At 57.7% G+C, this 19,829-nt stretch carries 23 protein-coding genes and 1 other RNA gene; 14 read left to right on the plus strand and 10 right to left on the minus strand.

Annotated features, from left to right (window positions below; translation table 11 throughout):
* Positions 1–20 precede the first annotated feature (20 nt).
* The 3 genes from GOX45_RS05690 (at position 21) to GOX45_RS05700 (ending at position 3,527) form a co-directional block, all read left to right on the plus strand.
* On the plus strand, positions 21–1,226 hold the full coding sequence (locus GOX45_RS05690) for a hypothetical protein (RefSeq protein ID WP_171098845.1): 1,206 nt from the start codon (positions 21–23) through the stop codon (positions 1,224–1,226).
* On the plus strand, positions 1,223–2,572 hold the full coding sequence (locus tag GOX45_RS05695; RefSeq protein WP_171098847.1) for a cytochrome P450: 1,350 nt from the start codon (positions 1,223–1,225) through the stop codon (positions 2,570–2,572). Before GOX45_RS05690 ends, GOX45_RS05695 begins: the two co-directional genes overlap by 4 nt.
* 73 nt (positions 2,573–2,645) lie before the next feature.
* The gene (locus GOX45_RS05700) at positions 2,646–3,527 is read left to right on the plus strand and encodes a fructose bisphosphate aldolase (RefSeq protein ID WP_171098849.1); all 882 of its coding nucleotides are present in this window, start codon (positions 2,646–2,648) and stop codon (positions 3,525–3,527) included.
* On the opposite strand, the gene GOX45_RS05705 is transcribed toward GOX45_RS05700, so the two are convergent.
* The 4 genes from GOX45_RS05705 to fumC are packed head-to-tail and all read right to left on the minus strand — an operon-like array spanning position 3,524 to position 5,973.
* Positions 3,524–4,126, minus strand: a complete 603-nt coding sequence (locus GOX45_RS05705) for a DNA-3-methyladenine glycosylase I (RefSeq protein WP_171098851.1) — start codon at positions 4,124–4,126, stop codon at positions 3,524–3,526. The genes GOX45_RS05700 and GOX45_RS05705 overlap by 4 nt on opposite strands.
* Before the next feature lie 58 nt (positions 4,127–4,184).
* Entirely contained in the window at positions 4,185–4,406 is a 222-nt protein-coding gene (locus tag GOX45_RS05710) for a ribbon-helix-helix domain-containing protein (protein WP_171098853.1), read from the minus strand.
* Positions 4,403–4,579 carry a DUF4169 family protein gene (locus GOX45_RS05715; protein ID WP_171098854.1) on the minus strand — a complete coding sequence of 59 codons (177 nt, stop codon included), beginning with the start codon at positions 4,577–4,579 and terminating at the stop codon, positions 4,403–4,405. Before GOX45_RS05715 ends, GOX45_RS05710 begins: the two co-directional genes overlap by 4 nt.
* Entirely contained in the window at positions 4,579–5,973 is a 1,395-nt protein-coding gene (gene fumC / locus GOX45_RS05720; RefSeq protein WP_171098856.1) for a class II fumarate hydratase, read from the minus strand. Before fumC ends, GOX45_RS05715 begins: the two co-directional genes overlap by 1 nt.
* Positions 5,974–6,179: 206 nt before the next feature.
* Here fumC and GOX45_RS05725 point away from each other — a divergent pair, with 206 nt between their 5' ends.
* Positions 6,180–6,734 (plus strand): hypothetical protein, encoded by a 555-nt coding sequence (locus GOX45_RS05725; protein ID WP_171098857.1) that lies wholly within the window; start codon positions 6,180–6,182, stop codon positions 6,732–6,734.
* A gap of 28 nt (positions 6,735–6,762) precedes the next feature.
* Here the strand turns inward: GOX45_RS05725 and GOX45_RS05730 are convergent, their stop codons facing one another.
* The 6 genes from GOX45_RS05730 to GOX45_RS05755 all read right to left on the minus strand — a co-directional run bounded on the left by GOX45_RS05730 (position 6,763) and on the right by GOX45_RS05755 (position 10,889).
* Positions 6,763–7,227: an SspB family protein gene (locus tag GOX45_RS05730; protein ID WP_171098859.1), complete on the minus strand. Its 465-nt coding sequence runs from the start codon at positions 7,225–7,227 to the stop codon at positions 6,763–6,765.
* Between the two features lie 76 nt (positions 7,228–7,303).
* Positions 7,304–8,554, minus strand: coding sequence for a chromate efflux transporter (gene chrA, locus GOX45_RS05735; RefSeq protein WP_171098862.1), 1,251 nt, complete (start codon positions 8,552–8,554; stop codon positions 7,304–7,306).
* 266 nt (positions 8,555–8,820) lie between these two features.
* Positions 8,821–9,252 (minus strand): ester cyclase, encoded by a 432-nt coding sequence (locus GOX45_RS05740; RefSeq protein WP_171098864.1) that lies wholly within the window; start codon positions 9,250–9,252, stop codon positions 8,821–8,823.
* A 96-nt stretch (positions 9,253–9,348) separates the two neighbouring features.
* Positions 9,349–9,696, minus strand: a transfer-messenger RNA (tmRNA) gene (gene ssrA, locus GOX45_RS05745).
* Positions 9,697–9,720: 24 nt separating this feature from the next.
* Positions 9,721–10,083, minus strand: coding sequence for a DUF4345 family protein (locus GOX45_RS05750; protein ID WP_171098866.1), 363 nt, complete (start codon positions 10,081–10,083; stop codon positions 9,721–9,723).
* A 74-nt stretch (positions 10,084–10,157) separates the two neighbouring features.
* Positions 10,158–10,889 (minus strand): FadR/GntR family transcriptional regulator, encoded by a 732-nt coding sequence (locus GOX45_RS05755; RefSeq protein WP_171098868.1) that lies wholly within the window; start codon positions 10,887–10,889, stop codon positions 10,158–10,160.
* A gap of 161 nt (positions 10,890–11,050) precedes the next feature.
* Between GOX45_RS05755 and GOX45_RS05760 the strand changes: the two genes are divergently transcribed.
* The 10 genes from GOX45_RS05760 to GOX45_RS22200 all read left to right on the plus strand — a co-directional run bounded on the left by GOX45_RS05760 (position 11,051) and on the right by GOX45_RS22200 (position 19,710).
* Positions 11,051–11,767: a DUF2182 domain-containing protein gene (locus tag GOX45_RS05760; protein WP_254445949.1), complete on the plus strand. Its 717-nt coding sequence runs from the start codon at positions 11,051–11,053 to the stop codon at positions 11,765–11,767.
* Between the two features lie 18 nt (positions 11,768–11,785).
* A complete protein-coding gene (locus GOX45_RS05765; protein WP_171098871.1) occupies positions 11,786–12,490 on the plus strand; it encodes a DUF1326 domain-containing protein in 705 nt (234 codons plus the stop codon).
* A gap of 49 nt (positions 12,491–12,539) precedes the next feature.
* The gene (locus GOX45_RS05770; RefSeq protein ID WP_171098873.1) at positions 12,540–13,643 is read left to right on the plus strand and encodes a dimethylsulfoniopropionate demethylase; all 1,104 of its coding nucleotides are present in this window, start codon (positions 12,540–12,542) and stop codon (positions 13,641–13,643) included.
* 103 nt (positions 13,644–13,746) lie between these two features.
* Positions 13,747–14,742, plus strand: a complete 996-nt coding sequence (gene acuI / locus GOX45_RS05775; RefSeq protein WP_171098874.1) for an acryloyl-CoA reductase — start codon at positions 13,747–13,749, stop codon at positions 14,740–14,742.
* 148 nt (positions 14,743–14,890) lie between these two features.
* A complete protein-coding gene (gene frr, locus GOX45_RS05780; RefSeq protein WP_171098876.1) occupies positions 14,891–15,454 on the plus strand; it encodes a ribosome recycling factor in 564 nt (187 codons plus the stop codon).
* A gap of 10 nt (positions 15,455–15,464) precedes the next feature.
* Positions 15,465–16,184, plus strand: a complete 720-nt coding sequence (locus GOX45_RS05785) for an isoprenyl transferase (protein WP_171098878.1) — start codon at positions 15,465–15,467, stop codon at positions 16,182–16,184.
* Positions 16,181–16,963 carry a phosphatidate cytidylyltransferase gene (locus GOX45_RS05790; RefSeq protein WP_171098880.1) on the plus strand — a complete coding sequence of 261 codons (783 nt, stop codon included), beginning with the start codon at positions 16,181–16,183 and terminating at the stop codon, positions 16,961–16,963. Before GOX45_RS05785 ends, GOX45_RS05790 begins: the two co-directional genes overlap by 4 nt.
* The gene (gene dxr, locus GOX45_RS05795) at positions 16,963–18,135 is read left to right on the plus strand and encodes a 1-deoxy-D-xylulose-5-phosphate reductoisomerase (protein WP_171098882.1); all 1,173 of its coding nucleotides are present in this window, start codon (positions 16,963–16,965) and stop codon (positions 18,133–18,135) included. The genes GOX45_RS05790 and dxr overlap by 1 nt, the downstream gene beginning before the upstream one ends.
* Before the next feature lie 5 nt (positions 18,136–18,140).
* Entirely contained in the window at positions 18,141–19,493 is a 1,353-nt protein-coding gene (gene rseP, locus GOX45_RS05800; RefSeq protein WP_171098884.1) for an RIP metalloprotease RseP, read from the plus strand.
* 88 nt (positions 19,494–19,581) lie between these two features.
* Positions 19,582–19,710 (plus strand): hypothetical protein, encoded by a 129-nt coding sequence (locus GOX45_RS22200; RefSeq protein WP_256367814.1) that lies wholly within the window; start codon positions 19,582–19,584, stop codon positions 19,708–19,710.
* The last annotated feature ends 119 nt before the right edge of the window (positions 19,711–19,829 follow it).

The raw sequence follows: 19,829 nt of genomic DNA on the forward strand, positions 1-19,829 counted from the left end.
CGCGGCAGATGAGCAGGGGCATGAGCAGTCAAAGCACCGAAACTACAGTGCGCAAACGCCGGGTGTTCTACATGCCCGGTTATGACCCGATTCCGCCACGTCGCTATCGTGAGCTTTATCGCAAGGAAAGCGCCGCGCAGGCCTGGGTTTCGGGCTATGAAATCGCATTGAGCCCCAAGAAAGGTGATGGCCCCTATGGTTGGCACGTGTTCTCGCGCCAGGACGGGTTTGAAACCGAAACAGACATTGAGGTTCTGGTCTGGTCCGACATCGTGCAGCACAGCATGGCGCAGTCCATTCCCGGCACCTATCTGCAATTGCTCAGGACGGCGTGGATTTACCTTTCGACCGGCACGCTGGGACGGTTGATGCGGCTACGCAAAGGGCCGGTCATTGCAGCGCTTTATCCGGTCGGGATGCTGCTGGGGCAATTGGCGCTGGCTGTGGGTATCGCTTGGGCCTCGGCTGCGTCGCTTTGGGGCTGGATAGGCTGGCTGGCTCTCTTGCCTGCGTTCGGGTTGGCCTATGGTCTGCTCTACGCCTTTCGCCGTTTCGACAACAGGTTCTTCGCCTATTACTTGATGCATGACTACGCTCATTCCTCAGCCCTGAAAGGTGCGGTCCCTGCCAATCTGAGCGCACGGCTGGACATGTTTTCGCAGATGATCCGGGACGCGCTGGATGGTGACACAGATGAGGTGCTGGTGGTTGGCCACAGCTCGGGTGCGCATTTGGGAGTTTTGGTTCTGGCTTCGTTGCTGAGGCAGCGCCAGACACAGCGCCCTGTGTCCTTCCTCAGCTTAGGGCAAGTGGTCCCCATGGTCTCGTTCCTGCCCAACGCAGACCAATTGCGCCGCGACCTGCAATTCCTAAGCACGCGTGAAGACCTGACCTGGGTCGATGTCTCAGCCCCGGGCGATGGCTGCGCCTTTGCGCTTTGTGATCCCGTAGCGGTGAGTGGCGTGGCCGGGCCGGGCAAGCGCTGGCCGCTTGTCCTGTCAGCGGCCTTTACACAAACGCTGTCGCCCGAGCGCTGGCGACAGCTGCGCCACCGCTTTTTCCGCCTGCATTTCCAGTATCTTTGCGCCTTCGACCGCCCCGGAGACTACGATTATTTCCGCATCACTGCCGGGCCCCTGACGCTCGCGCAGCGGTTCAGCGGCCGTAAGCCGTCAAAATCGCGGATCGAAACACCGGTTTCCAAATACAGTTCGGTCGGCCCATGACGCCGCCCAAGCCTCAGCCCCGCGCCGACAAAGTATCACTGCGGCGGTACCTGAAACTATTCCGGCAGGATCTGCTCTCGGCCCAGCCACAGCGATTGTACCGTGCCTGGATGGCCGAATTTCGAACGCCGTTTTTCCGGTCATACCTGATCAATCAGCCTGATCTGATCCAAACGGTTCTGAAAGACCGGCCCGATGATTTCCCCAAGTCCAACCGCATCAGCGAAGGGTTACGCCCGCTGTTGGGTCAATCGGTGTTCCTGACCAACGGCGAGGTCTGGAAAGCCCAGCGGCGCATTTTCGATCCGGCGTTTGAGGGCGGACGGCTGAAAGATACCTTTCCCGCGATGCGCGCAGCGGCGCAGGCTTGTGCGGACCGTTTGCAATCGCGGGTCGGAAACCCCGTCGAGTTCGAAGAAATCACCAGCCACGCAGCCGCAGACGTGATTTTCCGCACCCTGTTTTCGGTCCCGATTGAACATGAGATCGCAGCAGAGGTGTTCCAGAAATTCCGCGCTTATCAGCGCGAACAACCGCTTTTGAACCTGGCCGCCTTTGTCCCGTTGCCGCGCTGGATGCCTCGGTTCCATTCCCGCCGCACCCGCCGCACCGCACAGGATATCCGCGCTCTAATCACGCGAATGACACAAGAACGAGCCGGGCAGATCGCAAACGGCACTGCGCCGGATGATCTGGCGACCAAGATCATGACCACACCGGACCCCAGCACCGGGCGCTGTTTTGACACCGATGAGATGGTGGATCAGGTGGCGATCTTCTTTCTGGCCGGTCACGAGACCAGCGCATCCGCTTTGGCCTGGGCGCTGTATCTGTTGGCGCTGTTTCCCGAGTGGCAAGACCGGATCGCCGCAGAAGCGCACGCGCTGGATCAACCTGATTTTTCTGCGATCGCAAAGCTGCGCAGCGCGCGGGATGTATTTCGCGAAACCTTGCGGCTTTATCCGCCGGTCCCGATGATGGTGCGCGAAACAACCTGTCCCGAGCAATTCAGAAATCGCGGCCTGCCAACAGGCGCGCAAGTGGTTCTCAGCCCGTGGCATCTGCATCGGCATGAGCGGTTATGGGACAACCCGGACGGGTTTGACCCCAGCAGGTGGAGCACGGAGAACGGCAAGCGCTGTCAGCGGGATGCCTATATGCCGTTTTCAGCCGGGCCGCGCGTTTGCCCGGGCGCGGGCTTTGCTATGGTCGAAGGCCCGTTGATCTTGTCGATGATCCTGCGGCGCTTCAGGTTGGAAACAATCCCCGGCAAAACGCCGGTTCCCGTCGCACATCTGACGGTCAGGTCCAAAGATGGCATCTGGTTGCGCTTGGTTGAGCGCTAACATCCTACCATCCGTCTCCGCGCTGCTGTATGCGAGGGGGTAAATCGGAATCAGTATTGAACAGGAAAGAGTTATGTCCAACGCAGAACAGCGCGCGCAGATGTCTGAAGGTGCAGGATTTATCGCAGCATTGGATCAAAGCGGCGGCTCGACCCCCAAGGCGCTGGCGCTTTATGGCGTGGAAGCGTCTGACTATGGTTCAGACGCCGAGATGTTTGACGAAATCCAGAAGATGCGCGCTCGGATCATTCTGGCGGATGACTTCACCAAAGACAAAGTCATCGGCGCCATCCTGTTCGAACGGACTTTGGGTGAAGAGATCGAGGGTCGCAAAGTGGCTGACTACCTGTGGTCGGTCAAAGGCATCGTACCTTTCCTCAAGATCGACAAAGGGCTGGAAGAGCAGGCAAACGGTGTTCAGTTGATGAAACCGATCCCCGGTCTGGCCGAGACACTGGCCAAGGCAGGTGGCGTATTCGGGACCAAGGAACGCTCGGTCATCCACGAGGCAAACGCAGAAGGGATCGCCGCCATTGTCGCACAGCAATTTGACGTAGCCCGTGAGGTTGTCAGCGCCGGAATGGTTCCGATCATCGAGCCGGAGGTGAATATTCACTCCGCGACCAAAGCCGAAGCAGAAGACATTCTGAACACGGAGATCCTGAAAAACCTTGATCAGTTGGAAGACGGTCAGGATGTGATGCTCAAATTGACGATCCCGACCAAAGCCAACCTCTATGATGCGGTGGCCGATCATCCGCGCGTGTTGCGCGTTGTGGCTTTGTCGGGTGGCTATTCTACCGAAGAGGCCTGCGACCTGCTGGGGCAGAACGGCAAAATGATTGCCTCATTCTCGCGCGCCTTGACCGAAGGGCTGTCGAAGCAGCAATCTGAGGCCGAGTTCAACGCGGCCCTGGGTGGCAATATCGACAAGATCTTCAAAGCGTCCTGCTAAACCGGCTTGACGAACGCGCGGCGCTTTTGCGCCGCTTTGTCTCGAAAGACGCAGCCTTCTGCGTGATCATTGATCAGCCCCATCGCTTGCATAAATGCATAAGCGGTGGTGGGGCCGACAAATTTCCAGCCGCGTTTCTTCAGATCATTAGACATCGCAACCGACTCGGGTGAGGTCGATGCGCTTCGCGGCGCGGGTGGTGTTTCAGGCTCATAGCGCCAAACATAGGCGGCGATCGAGCCTTCCTGAGCAACCATCTCCTGCGCGCGCTGTGCGTTGTTGATCACCGCCTCGATCTTTCCGCGATGACGAATGATACCCGCGTCTTGTAGCAGTCGCGCGACATCTGCATCAGAAAACGCGGCCATCTTGTTGAAATCAAAACCACAAAAGGCGCTGCGAAAATTCTCGCGCTTGCTCAGGATCGTGCGCCAGCTTAGCCCGGATTGAAAGCTTTCCAGGCAAAGCTTTTCAAACAGGCGAATGTCGTCGGAAACTGGATAACCCCATTCCGTGTCGTGATACGCAAAAAACTCCGGCGCCGCCTGACACCAGGCACAGCGCTGTCGGCCGTCAGGGCCAGTGACGAGATTACCCATATGATGTACCCTTTTTGTTCTTATTCAGGCTAGCGGTCAAAGCGCGGGATGACAAGGGTCAGGCTTTGTCTTGATACCAATTCAGGATGTATACACGGATGGCCGAGGCCAGGCCTGTTTCCGGGTCTCGCGCGACATCAATTTCCGACGCGAGGACATTGATCGGAATGTCTTTTTCCTGTGCAATGCTGCGAAAAGCGCGCCAGAACTCATCTTCAAGGGAAACCGAGGTCCGGTGCCCCTTTAGCGTCAGAGAGCGTTTCACCGGGCGGCCGCTCATTCATCCAGCTCATGATTGTCGAGGTCGCGTTTCAGCTTGTCCAGCCGCTCAAGCACCTTGTCTTTTTCCGCCTTGGACCGCCTAAACGCCACAGCATTTTGGTCTGCGCGGGTCTTTTTTGCAGCCCGCGCTTTTTCTTTTCGATACCGGTTCAGATTGACCGGTTTGCCCATCAGTCTTTCGGGCCGATCATCTGTTCAGGGCGTACAACCGCATCAAAGGTCGCCTCATCGACAAAACCCAGGGCAATGGCCTCTTCCTTGAGGGTGGTGCCGTTCTTATGGGCCGTCTTGGCAACCTTGGTGGCATTGTCATAGCCGATGGTGGGGGCAAGCGCGGTCACCAGCATCAGCGATTCCTTCATCAGCTTGTCGATGCGGGGCTCATTGGCCTTGATGCCCAGCAACATGCGCTCGGTAAAGCTGTCGGTTGCATCGCCCAGCAACTGGATCGATTGCAGCAGGTTGTAGGACATCATCGGATTGTAGACGTTCAGCTGGAAATGACCCTGCGAGCCTGCAAATTTCATCGCCGCATCATTGCCCATCACATGGGCGGCGACCTGGGTCAGCGCTTCGGCCTGTGTCGGGTTCACCTTGCCTGGCATGATCGACGAGCCGGGCTCATTTTCCGGCAGGATCAGTTCCCCCAGACCTGACCGCGGGCCTGAGCCCAGCAAACGGATATCGTTCGCGATCTTGTAACAAGAGCCCGCAATGGTCGCCAGGGCACCTGACAGGAAGACCATGGCATCATGGGCCGCCAACGCTTCGAACTTGTTCGGCGCAGTGACAAAGGGCAGGCCGGTGATGTCTGCCATGTTCTTTGCAACTGCTTCGTCCCAGCCATTGTGCGTGTTCAGGCCAGTGCCCACTGCAGTGCCGCCTTGCGCCAGCTCGTAAATGCCGGGCATCGAAGCCTCAACGCGGGCGATCCCTTGACGGATCTGATGTGCGTATCCGCCAAATTCCTGTTCCAGCGTCAAAGGTGTCGCATCTTGTGTATGGGTTCGACCGATCTTGATGATCCCTTCGAACTCTTTAGCTTTTTTCTCAAGCGCCGTAGCGAATTTCTCCAGACCCGGCATCAGCACATCTCCCACGCTCATCGCGGTGGCAATATGCATGGCGGTGGGGAAGGTATCGTTTGACGATTGTCCCATATTGCAATGGTCATTCGGATGCACCGGATCTTTCGAACCGATAACGCCGCCCAGAATTTCGATGGCCCGGTTCGCAATCACCTCGTTCGAGTTCATGTTCGATTGGGTGCCCGATCCGGTTTGCCACACAACCAGAGGGAAGTTGTCATCAAACTTGCCCTCGATCACCTCACCCGCGGCTTGGATGATCGCATCGGCAATCTTGGCGTCAAGCTTGCCAGTGGCTTTGTTTTCCATCGCACAGGCTTTCTTGATCACGCCCAGCGCGCGGACAATGGCCACGGGCTGTTTTTCCCAACCGATCGGGAAATTCATGATCGAGCGCTGAGTTTGCGCCCCCCAATACTTGTCAGAAGGAACCTCAAGCGGGCCAAAGCTGTCGGATTCGGTGCGGGTCTGAGACATCTGTCACTCCGTCTGGTATGCAGTTGTATGCCGTTTAGCCCGAGAGATCGTATGACTCAATCGGCAAGTTGCGCGCACCATAGAGGCTGGGCCTTCAAAGATATAGATCGTCAGTAGCGCTCAAACCTTGAAGTTAACGCAAACAGGCCCATTGTGCTGATGGGTAGGCCGGATAGAATGTAGTGCACCCTGCGATGGAGAGCGAAATGCAAAGATCGATTCTCGGACAGTCACTGATCGTGACGCTTGGCGCGGCGTTGATCATGCTGTTCTTGGCTGTTGCTGCCAAAGCGTCCGACATCACACCTTTTGTGGGCAATTATGTTGGCTCGGCGAATGTGGTGAGCATCGACGGCGAAGAAACCCCGCGCGATATGAGCGTTTCTATTCATGAGCTTAAACAGGGGTTCAATGTCAGTTGGACGACAACGACCTACAAGCCGGACGGGCGCGTGAAGGACGAGAAGTATTCCATCGACTTTCTGCCCTCGGGGCGCGGCGACCTGTTCTCGGCTGCGATGAAACGAAATGTTTTCGGGCACGAGGTTCCGTTGGACCCGATGAAAGGCGAACCCTTTGTCTGGGGGCGGATCGACGGGCCGACGCTGACTGTCTTTTCTCTGTTTATTGACGAATCCGGCGGCTATGAATTGCAGCAATTTGACCGAACGCTGGCCGACGGCGGGCTGGAATTGTCCTTCTCGCGGTTCCGCAATGGCGAGAAATCACGCTCGGTCGAAACGTTCTTGCGAAAAGAATAAAGGCCTTAGGCGCAGCGCCGCGATTTGCTTACTTCCGAAAACTGTCGAGCGAGACGATATCTGCATCCTGATGCGGCTCGTCTTCTGTTTCCGGCGCTGAGTCAGCGATCTCTTCCGAGATATCATCCTCGCTATCGTCATCATTGCTTTCGAAGCGCAAGCCAAACTCGACCGACGGATCCACAAAGGTCTTGATGGCCAGATAGGGGATATACAGAACCTCGGGCGCATCGCCGAAATTCAGCGTGATCGAAAAGCCTTCGTCTCCAACCGTCAGGTTTTCGAACCAATGCTGCATGACGATGGTCATTTCATCAGGATAGCGCTCGCGCAGCCAATCGGCCAACTCGACGCCCGGTTGGCGCGTATCGAAGGTGATAAAGAAGTGATGCGCCCCAGGCAGGCCGGTGTTGGATACATCCGTCAAAACCTGCTTGATCAGGCCGCGCATGGCCGTGTGCATCAGGTTTCCATAGTCAATGTCCTGCGACATAAGTTGTCCTCAATACTCGCTACACTCAGCATAGGGGATTTGGCCGGAAACGAAAGGCCGCGCGGGCCAAGATTGGCTACAAATAGTGCAAAACCAGACCGGCGCAGGTCATCAAAGCCAAACTGACTGCAAACCCCAATTTTGCCCAGAAAATCAACAGCCCAGCGCCGATTGTCAAGCCTAGCGCGGCAAGATTCAAAGAGGTGATTTCGGGTAAAGGTATTGACACCGGTCCAAAACTCCAATCCGCGACTGTTCCGAATAAGACGCTCAACCCAAACCAGAGCGACAAATTGAGAATCACTCCGACCACAGCTGCCGTGATCGCGTGCAATGCCGAGGTCAGACGCGGGCGTTCAGCAAGGTGGTCGAGATAGGGTGCTGTCAGGAAAACCCACAGGAAACACGGCACGAAAGTCGCCCAAAGGGCCACCGCTCCGGCCGCCAAGGCCAGGGCAAATCCACCGGACAGGTAGCCGCTGAGCATGGCCACAAACTGTGTCACCAGAATCAGCGGGCCGGGGGTTGTTTCGGCAAGTCCCAACGCGTCGATCATCTGATCGGTGCTGATCCAGTGATACGTATCCACCACGGTCTGCGTCATATAGGCCAAAACCGCATAGGCCCCGCCAAAGGTCACCACTGCCAGACGGGCGAAATACCAGCCCAGATCGCTCAGCAAGGTTTGACCTGTCAGCTTCAGCAGGACCAAGGGGGTCAGCCAAAGCGTCAGCCAGATCGCAGCCGTTCGGATCGGGTTGTTACGGACGGGCGAGGGGGTCGCAGGAACACCCTTGGGTACAGGTGTAACAACGTATCCCCAAAGAGCGGCGCAGAGGATGATGATCGGGAAAGGCAGGTTGAGCGCGAAGATAGCGATGAATGCCAGCGCAGCGGTCGCTTTGTGGCTCGGCCCGTTAAGAGCCTTTCGCCAAAGGTTGCTCAACGCCTGAAGGACTATCACGATGACAGTTGCCTTGATGCCCAGAAATCCGGCTTGAACCAAGGGCAAATCCCCATAGGCCGCATAAAGCGCAACCAGCAGGGCGATGACGATGGCTCCGGGCACGACAAAAAGCGTGCCTGCGATCAGCCCTCCCCAAACGCCGCGGAGCCGCCACCCGGCATAGGTGGCCAGTTGCATCGCCTCGGGCCCAGGCAACAACATGCACAGAGACAGCGCCCTGAGAAAGCTCTGCTCATCCAGCCAAGGGCGGCGCTCGACCAGTTCTTGATGCATCAGGGAAATCTGTGCCGCCGGGCCACCGAAGGACAAAAGCCCAATGCGCCCGAAGACGCGGAGCAGTTCGGAAAATGACGGGCTCATGCGGACCACACAAGATGTCGCGTCACCACCGTGTATGCGCACGCGTTGCACAGCAGGCGCGCATTCTGCGCCGAACACAGAACCCAAAGCTGTTTAACGGGCCAAAAGGCTTGGGTTTCAAATCTTCGCGGCGAGGCTGCCATTGCATGTTTCCTGTTTCAACTCGGATACATGCGAAGCTTGGAAAGCGACCTTTGGGGTGTTCGCAAGCTAACCCCGTTCGGGGCTGAGCTAACGCGGAACGCGCGACTGGGTCAAGCGTGCCGTCAAGCCCAGTCCAGGCGCTGCCCAGTCATGCAGACGGGCAGGGTGTCTTGCGGGAACTGACCCAATTGTTCAAACAGCGAAACGAAGTCGAACTGGTTATACGCCTCAACCATTTTGTCGCCTTTGAACCGCGCCATAACCTGCCCTGTGGCCGTAACCGGAGCCCCATTGTCAGCGCGCGTTGTTTTCAGGTGAACAAACGCGCTGACCCAATCGCCGCTTTCAAGGATCTTGGGCATTTCAACCGTGATGTCGCCAAGGATGTGTCGGAATGCCATGACGAGGTCACGAAAATCACCACCATCCATCTGCATTTCAGGGATCAACCCTTCGGTTGTGGTGTCGGGCGCAAAGAACTGATCGATTGCATCCGTATTGCCCTGTTCCCAAACCTGCGAATACCAGTTGCGAAGCATATCTGCGTTGCTCATCACAGCCTCCTGTCTCTTGGTCAGGACGATGCGGCAAAGGCCTAAATAAACCGTGAACAAAACCTGAGATCTTGTTCAGAATTCGCGCATAGGGGAAATGCAGGTTTCTGTTGCCAGGTACCTGCGAACCCCGCCTTACGCGGCTAGGCGCAAGGGCTTAGATTTCGGTCTTGTTACTGCTTACGCAGCAACTGCAACCGGAGCACGATTGTCGTTTGCAATTGTACTAGTTTCGCCGGTAACGGTGGCAGACAGCCGAGACAAAGCTAACCCCTTTAGACGTTCGTCGATCCTGTTTCGGCCCCAAAATCCCCAAACGAAGGATGGTTGGTGGAGCCGCCGGGTACCGCCCCCGGGTCCGATCCGCTTATTACGAGCGCGTTTATGTCCATAGTCCCGAAGGACATCTTTTATATAGGCAAGGCGTAGGACAGATGCAAATGGCGAATCTGCCGCAGCGCCAATGCCTTAGGCGGTTCTGTTGAGATTGGCCGCAATCAGCCACACGGCCAGCACAAGCTCGATTCCCCCAAAAATCAGAGCTTTGGCCAGGGGTGGGTTGTCCAGCACAACAGATACGAACCGCCCCAGTGCCGCCCCGGAATAGACCACGCCCAGCATGACATAGGCCATGGGCTGGTTGAGCCACAAAACCGCGATCCCTGTCACCACAAACAGCCCGCCAACCGAGGCGCGCATTTCGCTGAGCCCCATAGTGCTGGTGGTGGGTGCCAGATCCAGCGCATTGGCCGTATAGGCGGGGGCCAAAAAGCCGAACAGGCCAAACCCGATGGTCAACAGGGCGGCAATTGCGTTCACGATCGGTTTCATTCTGGCCTCTTTTTCTGTGGGTTCATTGCGAACCTAGACTGCCCTTGGCGAATGAACAGCACCAACTTGGCGCTTCAAGCGGGTTTGCGACGTTGTTCGGCCACGTCCCGGGCCAATTGCCGCGTATAGGCCTCAAGCTCGATCAGAGCGGCCTCGACACCATCCGCGTCGCGCGCATCCAGAGCGTCGGCTATGTTGCCGTGCAGCTCGATAATGGCCTCGCGCGACCGTGCCGTGAAGGTGATCATGTTCATCAGTGGCTGCATCGCCTCAACCGCACCCGCTAGTTGGTAGGACAGAACCGGATTGCCAGCACCGTCGACCAACGCGCGATGGAAGGCCACATCCGAGGCGCAAAAGGCCTCATCCGTCAGCCCGGGCTGCGCCTGACGAAAGATCTCGGCCCGCATGGTGGCCAGCTGATCCGGGGTTCTGCGTTCAGCGGACAAGGGCGCACAGGCCCGTTCCAGCGCATAACGCGCCTCGCAGGCAGTATCGAAACTGACCGCATTCATCGACAGCAGCAGGGTCGAAGTGGTGATTTGCTGCGAATAAGCGTCCTCAAAGCTGAGACGGTTCACAAAAGCCCCCCCCGTGGCGCCTCGCTGGGTGCGGATCAGTGCCTGAGCGGCCAGTCGTTTCAGGGCCTCGCGCACAGTGGGGCGCGAAACCTGGAACTGATCGGCCAGCTCAGCTTCGGACGGCAGGCGCTCATCAACGATCAGCGCGCCAGACACGATAGCGTTCCGAATAGCCTGCGCGATCTGCGCCGACAGGTCCGCCGGGTTTTTGGGGTCAATTTTCATCCCGTGTGCCTGCAAACGTGAATTTTTATTTGTCTGACATTTAAAAGTCTGACATTTGAAAAGCAAGAGCGATGCTGTGGGAGGATCAGGTGAGTCGCGCAATCATCCGCAACGGGCTGTGGCTGGGCTTCTATCTCGCGATTCTGTGCGCGTGGTGGGTGATGTTCTCCATGAGCCGCGCGATGGATCTGGACTGGATCGGGCGCCCGGGGCCCATGGGGCAGGCGATGGCGGCAATGGATCCTCGGATGGATATGTACATGCCCATGGCCGAGTTCGGCCCGTTGTTCTGGATGTGGGCCATCATGATGGCCGCGATGATGCTGCCGACGCTTGTGCCCACGCTGCGCAGTTACGAGGACCTGATCCGTAGCGCCAATGGCTCTCGCGCTGGATGGCTGGGGGTGTTGCTGGGGTATTTCGTCGTCTGGGTCGGATTTGCAGCCCTGATTGCAGGTGTTCAGCTTGTGCTGCTGTTTGGTGGCGTGATCGACATGCTGGGTATCGCCAAATCGGGATGGGTCGCCGCAGGGTTGATGATCGTCGTCGGCGCGTTTCAGTTTACCCGCGTCAAAGAGGTCTGCCACGGCGTATGTCACGCGCCCATGTCCTATTTCCTGGGCCATTGGAAAACCGGCTTTGCAGGCGGTCTGCGCATGGGGCTGGGGCTGGGCAGTTTTTGCGTTGGATGCTGCTGGGGCTTTATGGCGCTAGGCTTTGTGGGCGGAGTCATGAGCCTCTTGTGGATGGGTTTGGCGACGCTGTTCATGGTCTTGGAAAAACTGCCTCAGATCGGGCACCGGGTGACCCGGCCGATGGCGTTTCTTTTGATTGCTGGCGGCGTGCTGCTGCTGGCCTTTCCCGTGACTTACGGATGACTTGCGGAGGAGAGTGAAATGGCAAAGAACAGAAGGGCAGATGCGGACAGGCTGCCGATAAGCCAGCGGATCGACAGCCGCATGCCCAACCCGAAACGGCGCGAGATGAGCCCGACGGAATGGGCCATCAAGGGCGAGTTGATCCTGAACTGTTCCTGCGATGTGTTTTGTCCCTGCGTTGTCTCGCTGGGCGCGCATCCACCAACCGAAGGCCATTGCCACGCCTGGATGGGGGTGATCATCGATGAAGGCCATTACGAGGGCGAAGACCTGTCCGGTTTGAATGTGGGCCTGCTGGTCGATATTCCGGGCCGGATGGGCGAAGGCCAGTGGAAAGTCGCCGCCTATGTCGACGAACGCGCCAGCGGCAAGGCGTATAACGGCCTACTGCAGATCTTCAGTGGTCAGGCAGGCGGCACCACAGGTCTGTTCACCATGCTCGTCAGCGAGATCATCGGAGCCGAGCGTGCGCCGGTTGAGATTGAACGCGACGGAACCAAGCGTCGCATCATGATTGGTCGCAAAATTCAGGGCGAGATCGAGATGCTGGGCGGCAAGGACCCCGATCATCCGGTGATGGTCTCGAACTCGAAATACTGGATGGGCCCCGACATCATCGTCGCGCGCGGCACCAAGTCGAAGGTGCGTGATTATGGCCGGGTTTGGGATTTTGGCGGTAAATCCGCCGAAATTTGCCCCATCGACTGGCACGGGCCCAAGTGATGCGCGACCGAAGCGTCGTCGAATGTCTGATCAGTGAGAGGAGAGCGGCGTGACCCAAATTTCTCTGTCCCGGCGCTTGCGGCGCACACCGTTCTCAGACGGTGTCGAAGCGGCGGGGGTCAAAGCCTATACGGTTTACAATCGGATGCTGTTGCCGACGGTCTTTGAAAGCGTCGAAGCGGATTATCGGCACCTGAAAGAGCATGTGCAGATCTGGGATGTCTCTTGCGAGCGCCAGGTCGAGCTGCGCGGCCCGGATGCGACGCGGTTGATGCAAATGCTCACCCCACGCGATTTGCGTGGGATGCTGCCGGGGCAATGCTATTACGTGCCCATCGTTGATGAGACCGGCGGGATGCTGAATGATCCGGTGGCGGTGAAGCTGTCAGAGGACCGTTGGTGGATTTCCATTGCCGACAGTGACCTGCTGTTCTGGGTCAAGGGAATCGCCAATGGCTATCGCTTGGATGTGCTGGTGGATGAGCCCGACGTCTCACCCTTGGCGGTGCAGGGGCCAAAATCGGATGAGCTGTTGGCGCGCGTTTTCGGAGATCGTGTGCGCGATATCCGGTTCTTCCGCTTCGACATGTTCGAGTTTCAGGGCCACAGCCTGGCGATTGCGCGCTCGGGCTATTCGAAGCAGGGCGGGTTCGAAATCTATGTCGAAGGCAGCGCTGTTGGAATGCCGCTCTGGAACGCTCTGTTCGAGGCTGGGCGGGATCTGAACGTGCGGGCGGGGTGCCCAAACCTGATCGAACGGATCGAGGGTGGGTTGCTGTCTTATGGCAATGACATGACCGACGACAACACACCGCATGAATGTGGGCTGGGTAGGTTCTGCAACACACATACGGCCATTGGATGCATTGGGCGTGACGCGCTGTTGCGTGTGGCCAAGGAAGGGCCGGTGCAACAGATCCGACCGATCGCCATTGCCGGGGATCCGGTACCGCCCTGCGATCGGCCCTGGGGCGTTTTTGCCGAAGGCAGGCGCGTGGGGCAGATCACTTCGGCTGCCTGGTCCCCGGATTTCGCAACAAACGTGGCCATCGGCATGGTGAAGCTGAGCCATTGGGACGCGGGCACGGCTTTGGAGGTTGAGACGCCCGAGGGGACACGTGATGCGGTGGTGCAGGCGCATTTCTGGATTTGAGCGGAGGTAGGGGGCTCTGCCCCTGTCGCTGCGCGAACCCCGGGGATATTTTTGGCCAGATGCAAAGCGGATCTGGCGCTGAGGAACAGAAAGGAAGAGCTGAATGTTTAATGCATTGATCATGAACAAGGACGAGGACAGCAGCGCGGCGCAAGCCGAGATCAAGCAAATCTCGGAAGAGGACCTGCCATCCGGAGATGTGACTGTGGCGGTCGAATATTCCACAGTGAATTACAAAGACGGTTTGTGCCTTTCCCCCAAGGGAGGAGGGCTTGTTCGCAATTACCCTCATATTCCGGGGATCGATTATGCCGGTACGGTCGAGACGTCCTCGGACGCGCGCTATGCGCCCGGTGACAAGGTGGTTTTGACTGGTTGGCGTGTGGGCGAGGCGCATTGGGGCGGGTACGCCCAGAAAGCCAGCGCCAAGGCTGACTGGCTGGTTCCCTTGCCGGATGGCTTGAGCACGCAACAGGCGATGGCTGTGGGCACTGCGGGGTTCACTGCGATGCTGGCGGTGATGGCTTTGGAAGACCACGGGCTGACCCCCGGCCACGGGCCTGTTCTGGTCACCGGCGCAGCAGGTGGCGTTGGATCGGTGGCTACGGCCATTCTGGCGCATCTGGGCTATGAAGTGGCCGCAGTAACGGGACGCCCGGAGACAGGCGATTACCTGAAGTCATTGGGTGCCAGCACCATCGTGCCGCGCGAGGAACTGAACGAGACCACCAAACGCCCGCTTGAGAGCGAAACCTGGGCCGGATGCGTTGATGCGGTCGGCGGTGAGATGCTTGCGCGGGTTCTGGGGCAGATGAAATACGGTTGCTCGGTCGCCGCTGTCGGTCTGGCCGGGGGCGCAGGGTTGCCGGCCACGGTGATTCCGTTCCTTCTGCGCGGTGTGAACCTGCTGGGGATCGACAGCGTGATGCAGCCCTATGACAACCGGGTACGCGCCTGGAACCGCATCGCCACTGATCTGCCGATGGACAAGCTTGAAGCGATGGTACAACCCGCGACTCTGTCGGATCTGCCAAAGCTTGGGGCGGATATCCTGCAAGGCCAGGTCAAGGGCCGTGTCGTTGTCGATGTGAACGCTTGAGGCGCGGCCACAACTCCGGGCATTTGTCTGACAATGGCCAGAAACAACTCTGGCCATTGCCACAATTCATGCTCATGATTGCTATACATCCCAATTGTGATGGCTTATGACCCATCCAAACAGCACCTGAAGACCGGGAGTGAGCAGCATGTCTGATGATTTCGAACTGGACACCGATGATTTGCAACGCCGCATGGACGGCGCCATGGCGAATTTGAAAACCGAATTTGCGTCGCTGCGCACCGGGCGGGCATCGGCCTCGATGCTGGAGCCTGTGATGGTGGATGCCTACGGTTCGATGACGCCGATCAATCAGGTGGGCACAGTGAATGTGCCCGAACCGCGCATGGTGACGGTCAACGTCTGGGACAAGTCGCTGGTCGGCAAAGTGGAAAAAGCCATTCGCGAAAGTGGCTTGGGGATCAATCCTCAGCTGAACGGCACGATCATCATGCTTCCCATTCCCGAGCTGAACGAAGAACGTCGTCGGGAACTGGGTAAGGTTGCCGGGCAATATGCTGAAAGCGCACGCGTCTCGATCCGCAATGTGCGCCGGGACGGCATGGATCAGATCAAGAAGGCCAAGGCCGACGGCATGTCCGAAGACGATCAGAAGCTTTGGGAAGCCGAAGTTCAGGAGATGACCGACGCAATGATCAAGTCGGTGGATGACGCGCTTGAGACCAAGCAAACCGAGATCATGCAGGTCTAAGGCCCAGCATATGCCAAAAGATCCCCATACCGGGCCGCGTCACGTGGCCATCATCATGGACGGCAATGGCCGCTGGGCGCAGGCACGTGGTCGCCCGCGGCTCTATGGCCATCACGCGGGTGCCAAGCGCGTGCGCGAGGTGGTTGAAGCCTGCCCGGAACTGGGTGTGAAATTCCTGACGATCTTTGCGTTTTCAACCGAAAACTGGAAACGGACGCAGGTTGAGGTTGCCGGCCTCATGAGCCTGTTTCGGCGCTATATCGTCAAGGAAACGCGCACGCTGAAGGAAAACGGGATCCGGGTGCGGTTCATCGGGGATCGGGTGCGGTTGGACAAAAAGTTGACAAGCTTGATGGACAAGCTTGAACAAGAAACCAAAGACAATGATCTGGTGCACCTGACAGTCGCTCTGAATTACGGCGGTCGGGATGAGGTCGCGCGGGCAACCAAACGTCTGGCCCGAGATGTGGCCGCAGGAAAGCTGCAGCCTGAAGACGTAGATGAGGAAACTCTGCCAAAATATTTGGATACAAGGGTTTTACCGGATCCCGACTTGGTGATCCGCACCAGTGGTGAGGCGCGAATTTCGAATTTTCTGCTCTGGCAGTCAGCCTATTCGGAATATGAGTTCATCGATACCTTGTGGCCCGATTTTACAGCCGCTGAGTTCGGTCGCGTTTGCCAAAACTACGGTGCGCGCGAGCGGCGTTTCGGAGCGGTGCCCGCATGAGCGATGGCCGATGGGCTGACCTTACCGCCCGAGTTCTGTCTGCTGCGGTCTTGGTCGCCATTGGCGCGGTTGAAGTTTGGCTGGGCGGCCTTTGGTTTGAAATCTTCGTTGGCATCGCCTGTGGCTTGATGACATGGGAATTGGTGCGCATGATCGCGCCCGAGCGCGCTGGCGTTGCGATCCAGCTTGCGATCTTGACTGGGGCTGCGGTCATTGCCAGCTATCATCTGCCCGCCATTTACCGTCTGCCGATCCTTGTTGCACCCGCGATTGTCGGCGCGGGGCAGGTTGGACGTGCAAAGCTGACCTATGTCGCCTTTGCCGTCTGGATCGCAGCGGCAGGTCTGGGCTTTATCTCGATCCGCGAAAACATGGGGTTTGGCTGGATGGTCTGGCTGATCCTGATTGTCGTCGCCACGGATGTCGCGGGCTATTTCGTGGGCAAGGCGATTGGTGGGCCAAAATTCTGGCCACGCATCAGCCCCAAGAAAACATGGTCGGGAACCGCAGGAGGATGGGCCGCCGCGGCGGTGGTTGGAATAGTTTTTGCAGCCTATTTTGGCTTGGGCTTTTTCTTCGTCGTCATCTCGGTTCTGGCATCAATGGCCAGCCAGATCGGTGATATTGTTGAAAGCGCCACAAAGCGGAAGTTTGGCGTCAAGGACAGCTCCAACCTCATTCCCGGCCATGGCGGTTTTCTGGACCGGTTTGACGGAATGATGGGGGCTGCGTTATTTGTTCTGATCGCAGCTCAGTTCTTTGTTCCTGTGGGGATGTAATGCGCAAGCTATCCATTTTGGGCGCTACAGGTTCGATCGGTCAGAGCACGATTGATCTGATATCCAGACAGACAGACGCCTATGATGTGGTGGCGCTGACCGGTGGCAACAACATCGAGCAATTGGCAAATGATGCCAAACGCTTACAGGCTGATATTGCGGTAACGGCTTATGACGGACAGCTTGACGCATTGCGGGCTGCGCTGAAAGGATCGGGGGTCGAGGCGGCAGCGGGTCAGACTGCCATTGCCGAAGCGGCTTCCCGTCCGGTGGACTGGGTGATGTCCGCCATCGTCGGGGCCGCGGGGCTCGCCCCAGGGGTCAAAGCGTTGGAACAAGGCGCGACGCTGGCGCTGGCGAACAAGGAAACACTGGTTTGCGCCGGACCTTTGGTGCTGCAGACCGCGCAGCGACACAATGCCCGGCTTCTGCCGGTCGACAGTGAGCATTCAGCTGTGTTCCAGGCTCTCGTGGGCGAGGATATGGACGCGGTTGAGCGGATCATCATCACCGCCAGCGGCGGTGCGTTTCGCGACTGGCCTTTGGAAGCTCTGGCCAGTGCCACGGTCGAACAGGCCTCGAGCCACCCGAACTGGGATATGGGGCAGCGCATTACGATCGACAGCGCGTCTATGTTCAACAAGGCGCTGGAGGTCATTGAAACCAAAGAATTCTTTAAGGTTCATCCGGACCAGATCGAAGTGCTTGTTCACCCCGAGTCCACCGTGCACGCACTTGTGGGTTTCAACGATGGAGCATTGATGGCCCATCTCGGCGCACCAGATATGCGCCATGCTATCGGATATGCGTTGCACTGGCCGGATCGTCGCGATTTGCCTGTCGAGCGACTGGATTTGGCAGCGCTTGGTCAATTGCGGTTTTCACCGCCCGATCTGAACCGATATCCAGCGCTGCGCATTTCCCGGGACGTGATGGAGCGTGGTGGCTTGTCCGGCGCGATATTCAACGCCGCCAAAGAGCGCGCTCTGGATCACTTCATCGCCCGACGGATCGGTTTTTTGGACATGGCAGACTTGGTCTCGGTCGTTCTTGACCAATTTGACACTACAAATGACCTTATTGATGCCGCTTTGACCCTTGATAACGTCCAGCAAACGGACCATCTCGCACGGAAGTGGGTGGATGAAGCCGTGCGACAACGAGCAGGATAAGACACTTGGATATTTTTTCTCTGATCCCGCAATTCGGTGGGCTTCTCTACACAATCGCAGCCTTCGTGATTGCATTGTCCGTTATCGTCGCGGTCCATGAATATGGCCACTATATCGTTGGGCGCTGGTCTGGCATTCATGCCGAAGTTTTCTCGATCGGATTTGGCCCGGTCCTTTGGAGCCGTGTCGACAAGCGCGGCACCAAGTGGCAGATCGCGCTGCTTCCTTTCGGCGGCTACGTCAAGTTTCTGGGCGACGCCAATGCGGCCTCGGGCAAAGACGATGACACGATGACCGAAATGGCCGAGCAAAGCCCCGAAGCCCTGCGTCGTACGATGCATGGTGCGCCGCTTTGGGCGCGCGCAGCGACGGTGGCTGCAGGACCTGTGTTCAATTTCGTCATGTCGATCTTGGTTTTCGGCGCGATTTTCTGGTCCGAAGGCGTCACCCGCGAACCGCTGACAATTGCCTCTTTGAAACCTTTGCCGGGGACCGTACAGGGCTTGCAGGATGGGGACGAGATCATCGCTATCGAAGGGATCGCAACTCCCGATATCGATGATGGCAACACATGGTCGGAATTCCGGGATGCGCTGCCCGTCGAACCCGTATTGGATTATACGGTGATCCGCGACGGCGAGACCCTGGACGTCGCTGGCCCGTGGTTGTTCCCACCGCTGATACAGCAGGTGACGCCACGCAGTGCGGCCATGGATATCGATTTGAAAGCGGGCGATGTAATCACCTCGGTTGACGGAGACCCAATCTTTGCCTTCGACCAGTTGAAAGAACATGTTGAAAGCTCGGACGGGCGCGCCTTGCTTTTGAATGTGTGGCGCGATGGTGCAGACCTTGAATTTGCTTTAGCGCCGCGTCGGACGGACGAGCCCTTGGCCGATGGAGGTTTTGCAACGCATTGGCGTATCGGAATCGTCGGCGGCATGATGCTGGAACCTGCGACCGTTCCCGCCGGTGTTGGCGAATCCCTCTCGGTCGGTGTCAGCCAGACGATGCGGATCATCGAAGGATCATTGTCGGGTATGTGGCACATGATCACCGGAGCGATCAGCACCTGCAATATCTCGGGGCCTATCGGGATTGCCGAAACCTCGGGTGCGGTGGCCAGCCAAGGCGCGCAGAGCTTCATCTTTTTCATAGCTGTCTTGTCTGCTGCGATCGGCCTTTTGAACCTGTTCCCGATACCCGCTTTGGATGGCGGCCATCTGGTGTTCTATGCCTATGAGGCGGTGTCGGGCAAACCACCCAGCGACAAGGCGCTTCGGATCCTGATGGGCATCGGCATCACCATGATCCTGTCTTTGATGCTGTTTTCGATCAGCAACGACCTGTTCTGCTGATTTGGGAAAACCCGGCACAATCTGGACGCATTCTTGCCGCATTTAAACGCTATGATCTGTCCTTACACAGAGCATGGAAACCGGACAGATGACCAAGGCATTGCAGAAATCATATCAGAGTTTCAGCTTTCTGTTCCTTATGAACTGGAACATGCTGATGAGTTTTGCGATCACCGCACTTGCCCTTGCGGCAGGCGCTTATCTGGTGACTATGTGATTCCTCGTCTCTGAAAGCCTAAAACCAATACGCTTTTTATGCAGTTTGGTCTTTTGACAAGACTGCATATTCCCGCTACTCAACTTGCAAAGACTTAGATTCTGGGTTGAGAAAAAAAC

Source organism: Ruegeria sp. HKCCD7255, assembly GCF_013031565.1.
In the GTDB taxonomy this organism is placed as follows: domain Bacteria; phylum Pseudomonadota; class Alphaproteobacteria; order Rhodobacterales; family Rhodobacteraceae; genus Ruegeria.

Bases quoted from the DNA above. Each gene is read 5' to 3' on its own strand.
- GOX45_RS05690 (WP_171098845.1), top strand. From the start codon at position 21: ATGAGCAGTCAAAGCACCGAAACTACAGTGCGCAAACGCCGGGTGTTC.
- GOX45_RS05695 (WP_171098847.1), top strand. From the start codon at position 1,223: ATGACGCCGCCCAAGCCTCAGCCCCGCGCCGACAAAGTATCACTGCGG.
- GOX45_RS05700 (WP_171098849.1), top strand. From the start codon at position 2,646: ATGTCCAACGCAGAACAGCGCGCGCAGATGTCTGAAGGTGCAGGATTT.
- GOX45_RS05705 (WP_171098851.1), bottom strand. From the start codon at position 4,126: ATGGGTAATCTCGTCACTGGCCCTGACGGCCGACAGCGCTGTGCCTGG.
- GOX45_RS05710 (WP_171098853.1), bottom strand. From the start codon at position 4,406: ATGAGCGGCCGCCCGGTGAAACGCTCTCTGACGCTAAAGGGGCACCGG.
- GOX45_RS05715 (WP_171098854.1), bottom strand. From the start codon at position 4,579: ATGGGCAAACCGGTCAATCTGAACCGGTATCGAAAAGAAAAAGCGCGG.
- fumC (WP_171098856.1), bottom strand. From the start codon at position 5,973: ATGTCTCAGACCCGCACCGAATCCGACAGCTTTGGCCCGCTTGAGGTT.
- GOX45_RS05725 (WP_171098857.1), top strand. From the start codon at position 6,180: ATGCAAAGATCGATTCTCGGACAGTCACTGATCGTGACGCTTGGCGCG.
- GOX45_RS05730 (WP_171098859.1), bottom strand. From the start codon at position 7,227: ATGTCGCAGGACATTGACTATGGAAACCTGATGCACACGGCCATGCGC.
- chrA (WP_171098862.1), bottom strand. From the start codon at position 8,554: ATGAGCCCGTCATTTTCCGAACTGCTCCGCGTCTTCGGGCGCATTGGG.
- GOX45_RS05740 (WP_171098864.1), bottom strand. From the start codon at position 9,252: ATGAGCAACGCAGATATGCTTCGCAACTGGTATTCGCAGGTTTGGGAA.
- GOX45_RS05750 (WP_171098866.1), bottom strand. From the start codon at position 10,083: ATGAAACCGATCGTGAACGCAATTGCCGCCCTGTTGACCATCGGGTTT.
- GOX45_RS05755 (WP_171098868.1), bottom strand. From the start codon at position 10,889: ATGAAAATTGACCCCAAAAACCCGGCGGACCTGTCGGCGCAGATCGCG.
- GOX45_RS05760 (WP_254445949.1), top strand. From the start codon at position 11,051: ATGTTCTCCATGAGCCGCGCGATGGATCTGGACTGGATCGGGCGCCCG.
- GOX45_RS05765 (WP_171098871.1), top strand. From the start codon at position 11,786: ATGGCAAAGAACAGAAGGGCAGATGCGGACAGGCTGCCGATAAGCCAG.
- acuI (WP_171098874.1), top strand. From the start codon at position 13,747: ATGTTTAATGCATTGATCATGAACAAGGACGAGGACAGCAGCGCGGCG.
- frr (WP_171098876.1), top strand. From the start codon at position 14,891: ATGTCTGATGATTTCGAACTGGACACCGATGATTTGCAACGCCGCATG.
- GOX45_RS05785 (WP_171098878.1), top strand. From the start codon at position 15,465: ATGCCAAAAGATCCCCATACCGGGCCGCGTCACGTGGCCATCATCATG.
- GOX45_RS05790 (WP_171098880.1), top strand. From the start codon at position 16,181: ATGAGCGATGGCCGATGGGCTGACCTTACCGCCCGAGTTCTGTCTGCT.
- dxr (WP_171098882.1), top strand. From the start codon at position 16,963: ATGCGCAAGCTATCCATTTTGGGCGCTACAGGTTCGATCGGTCAGAGC.
- GOX45_RS22200 (WP_256367814.1), top strand. From the start codon at position 19,582: ATGACCAAGGCATTGCAGAAATCATATCAGAGTTTCAGCTTTCTGTTC.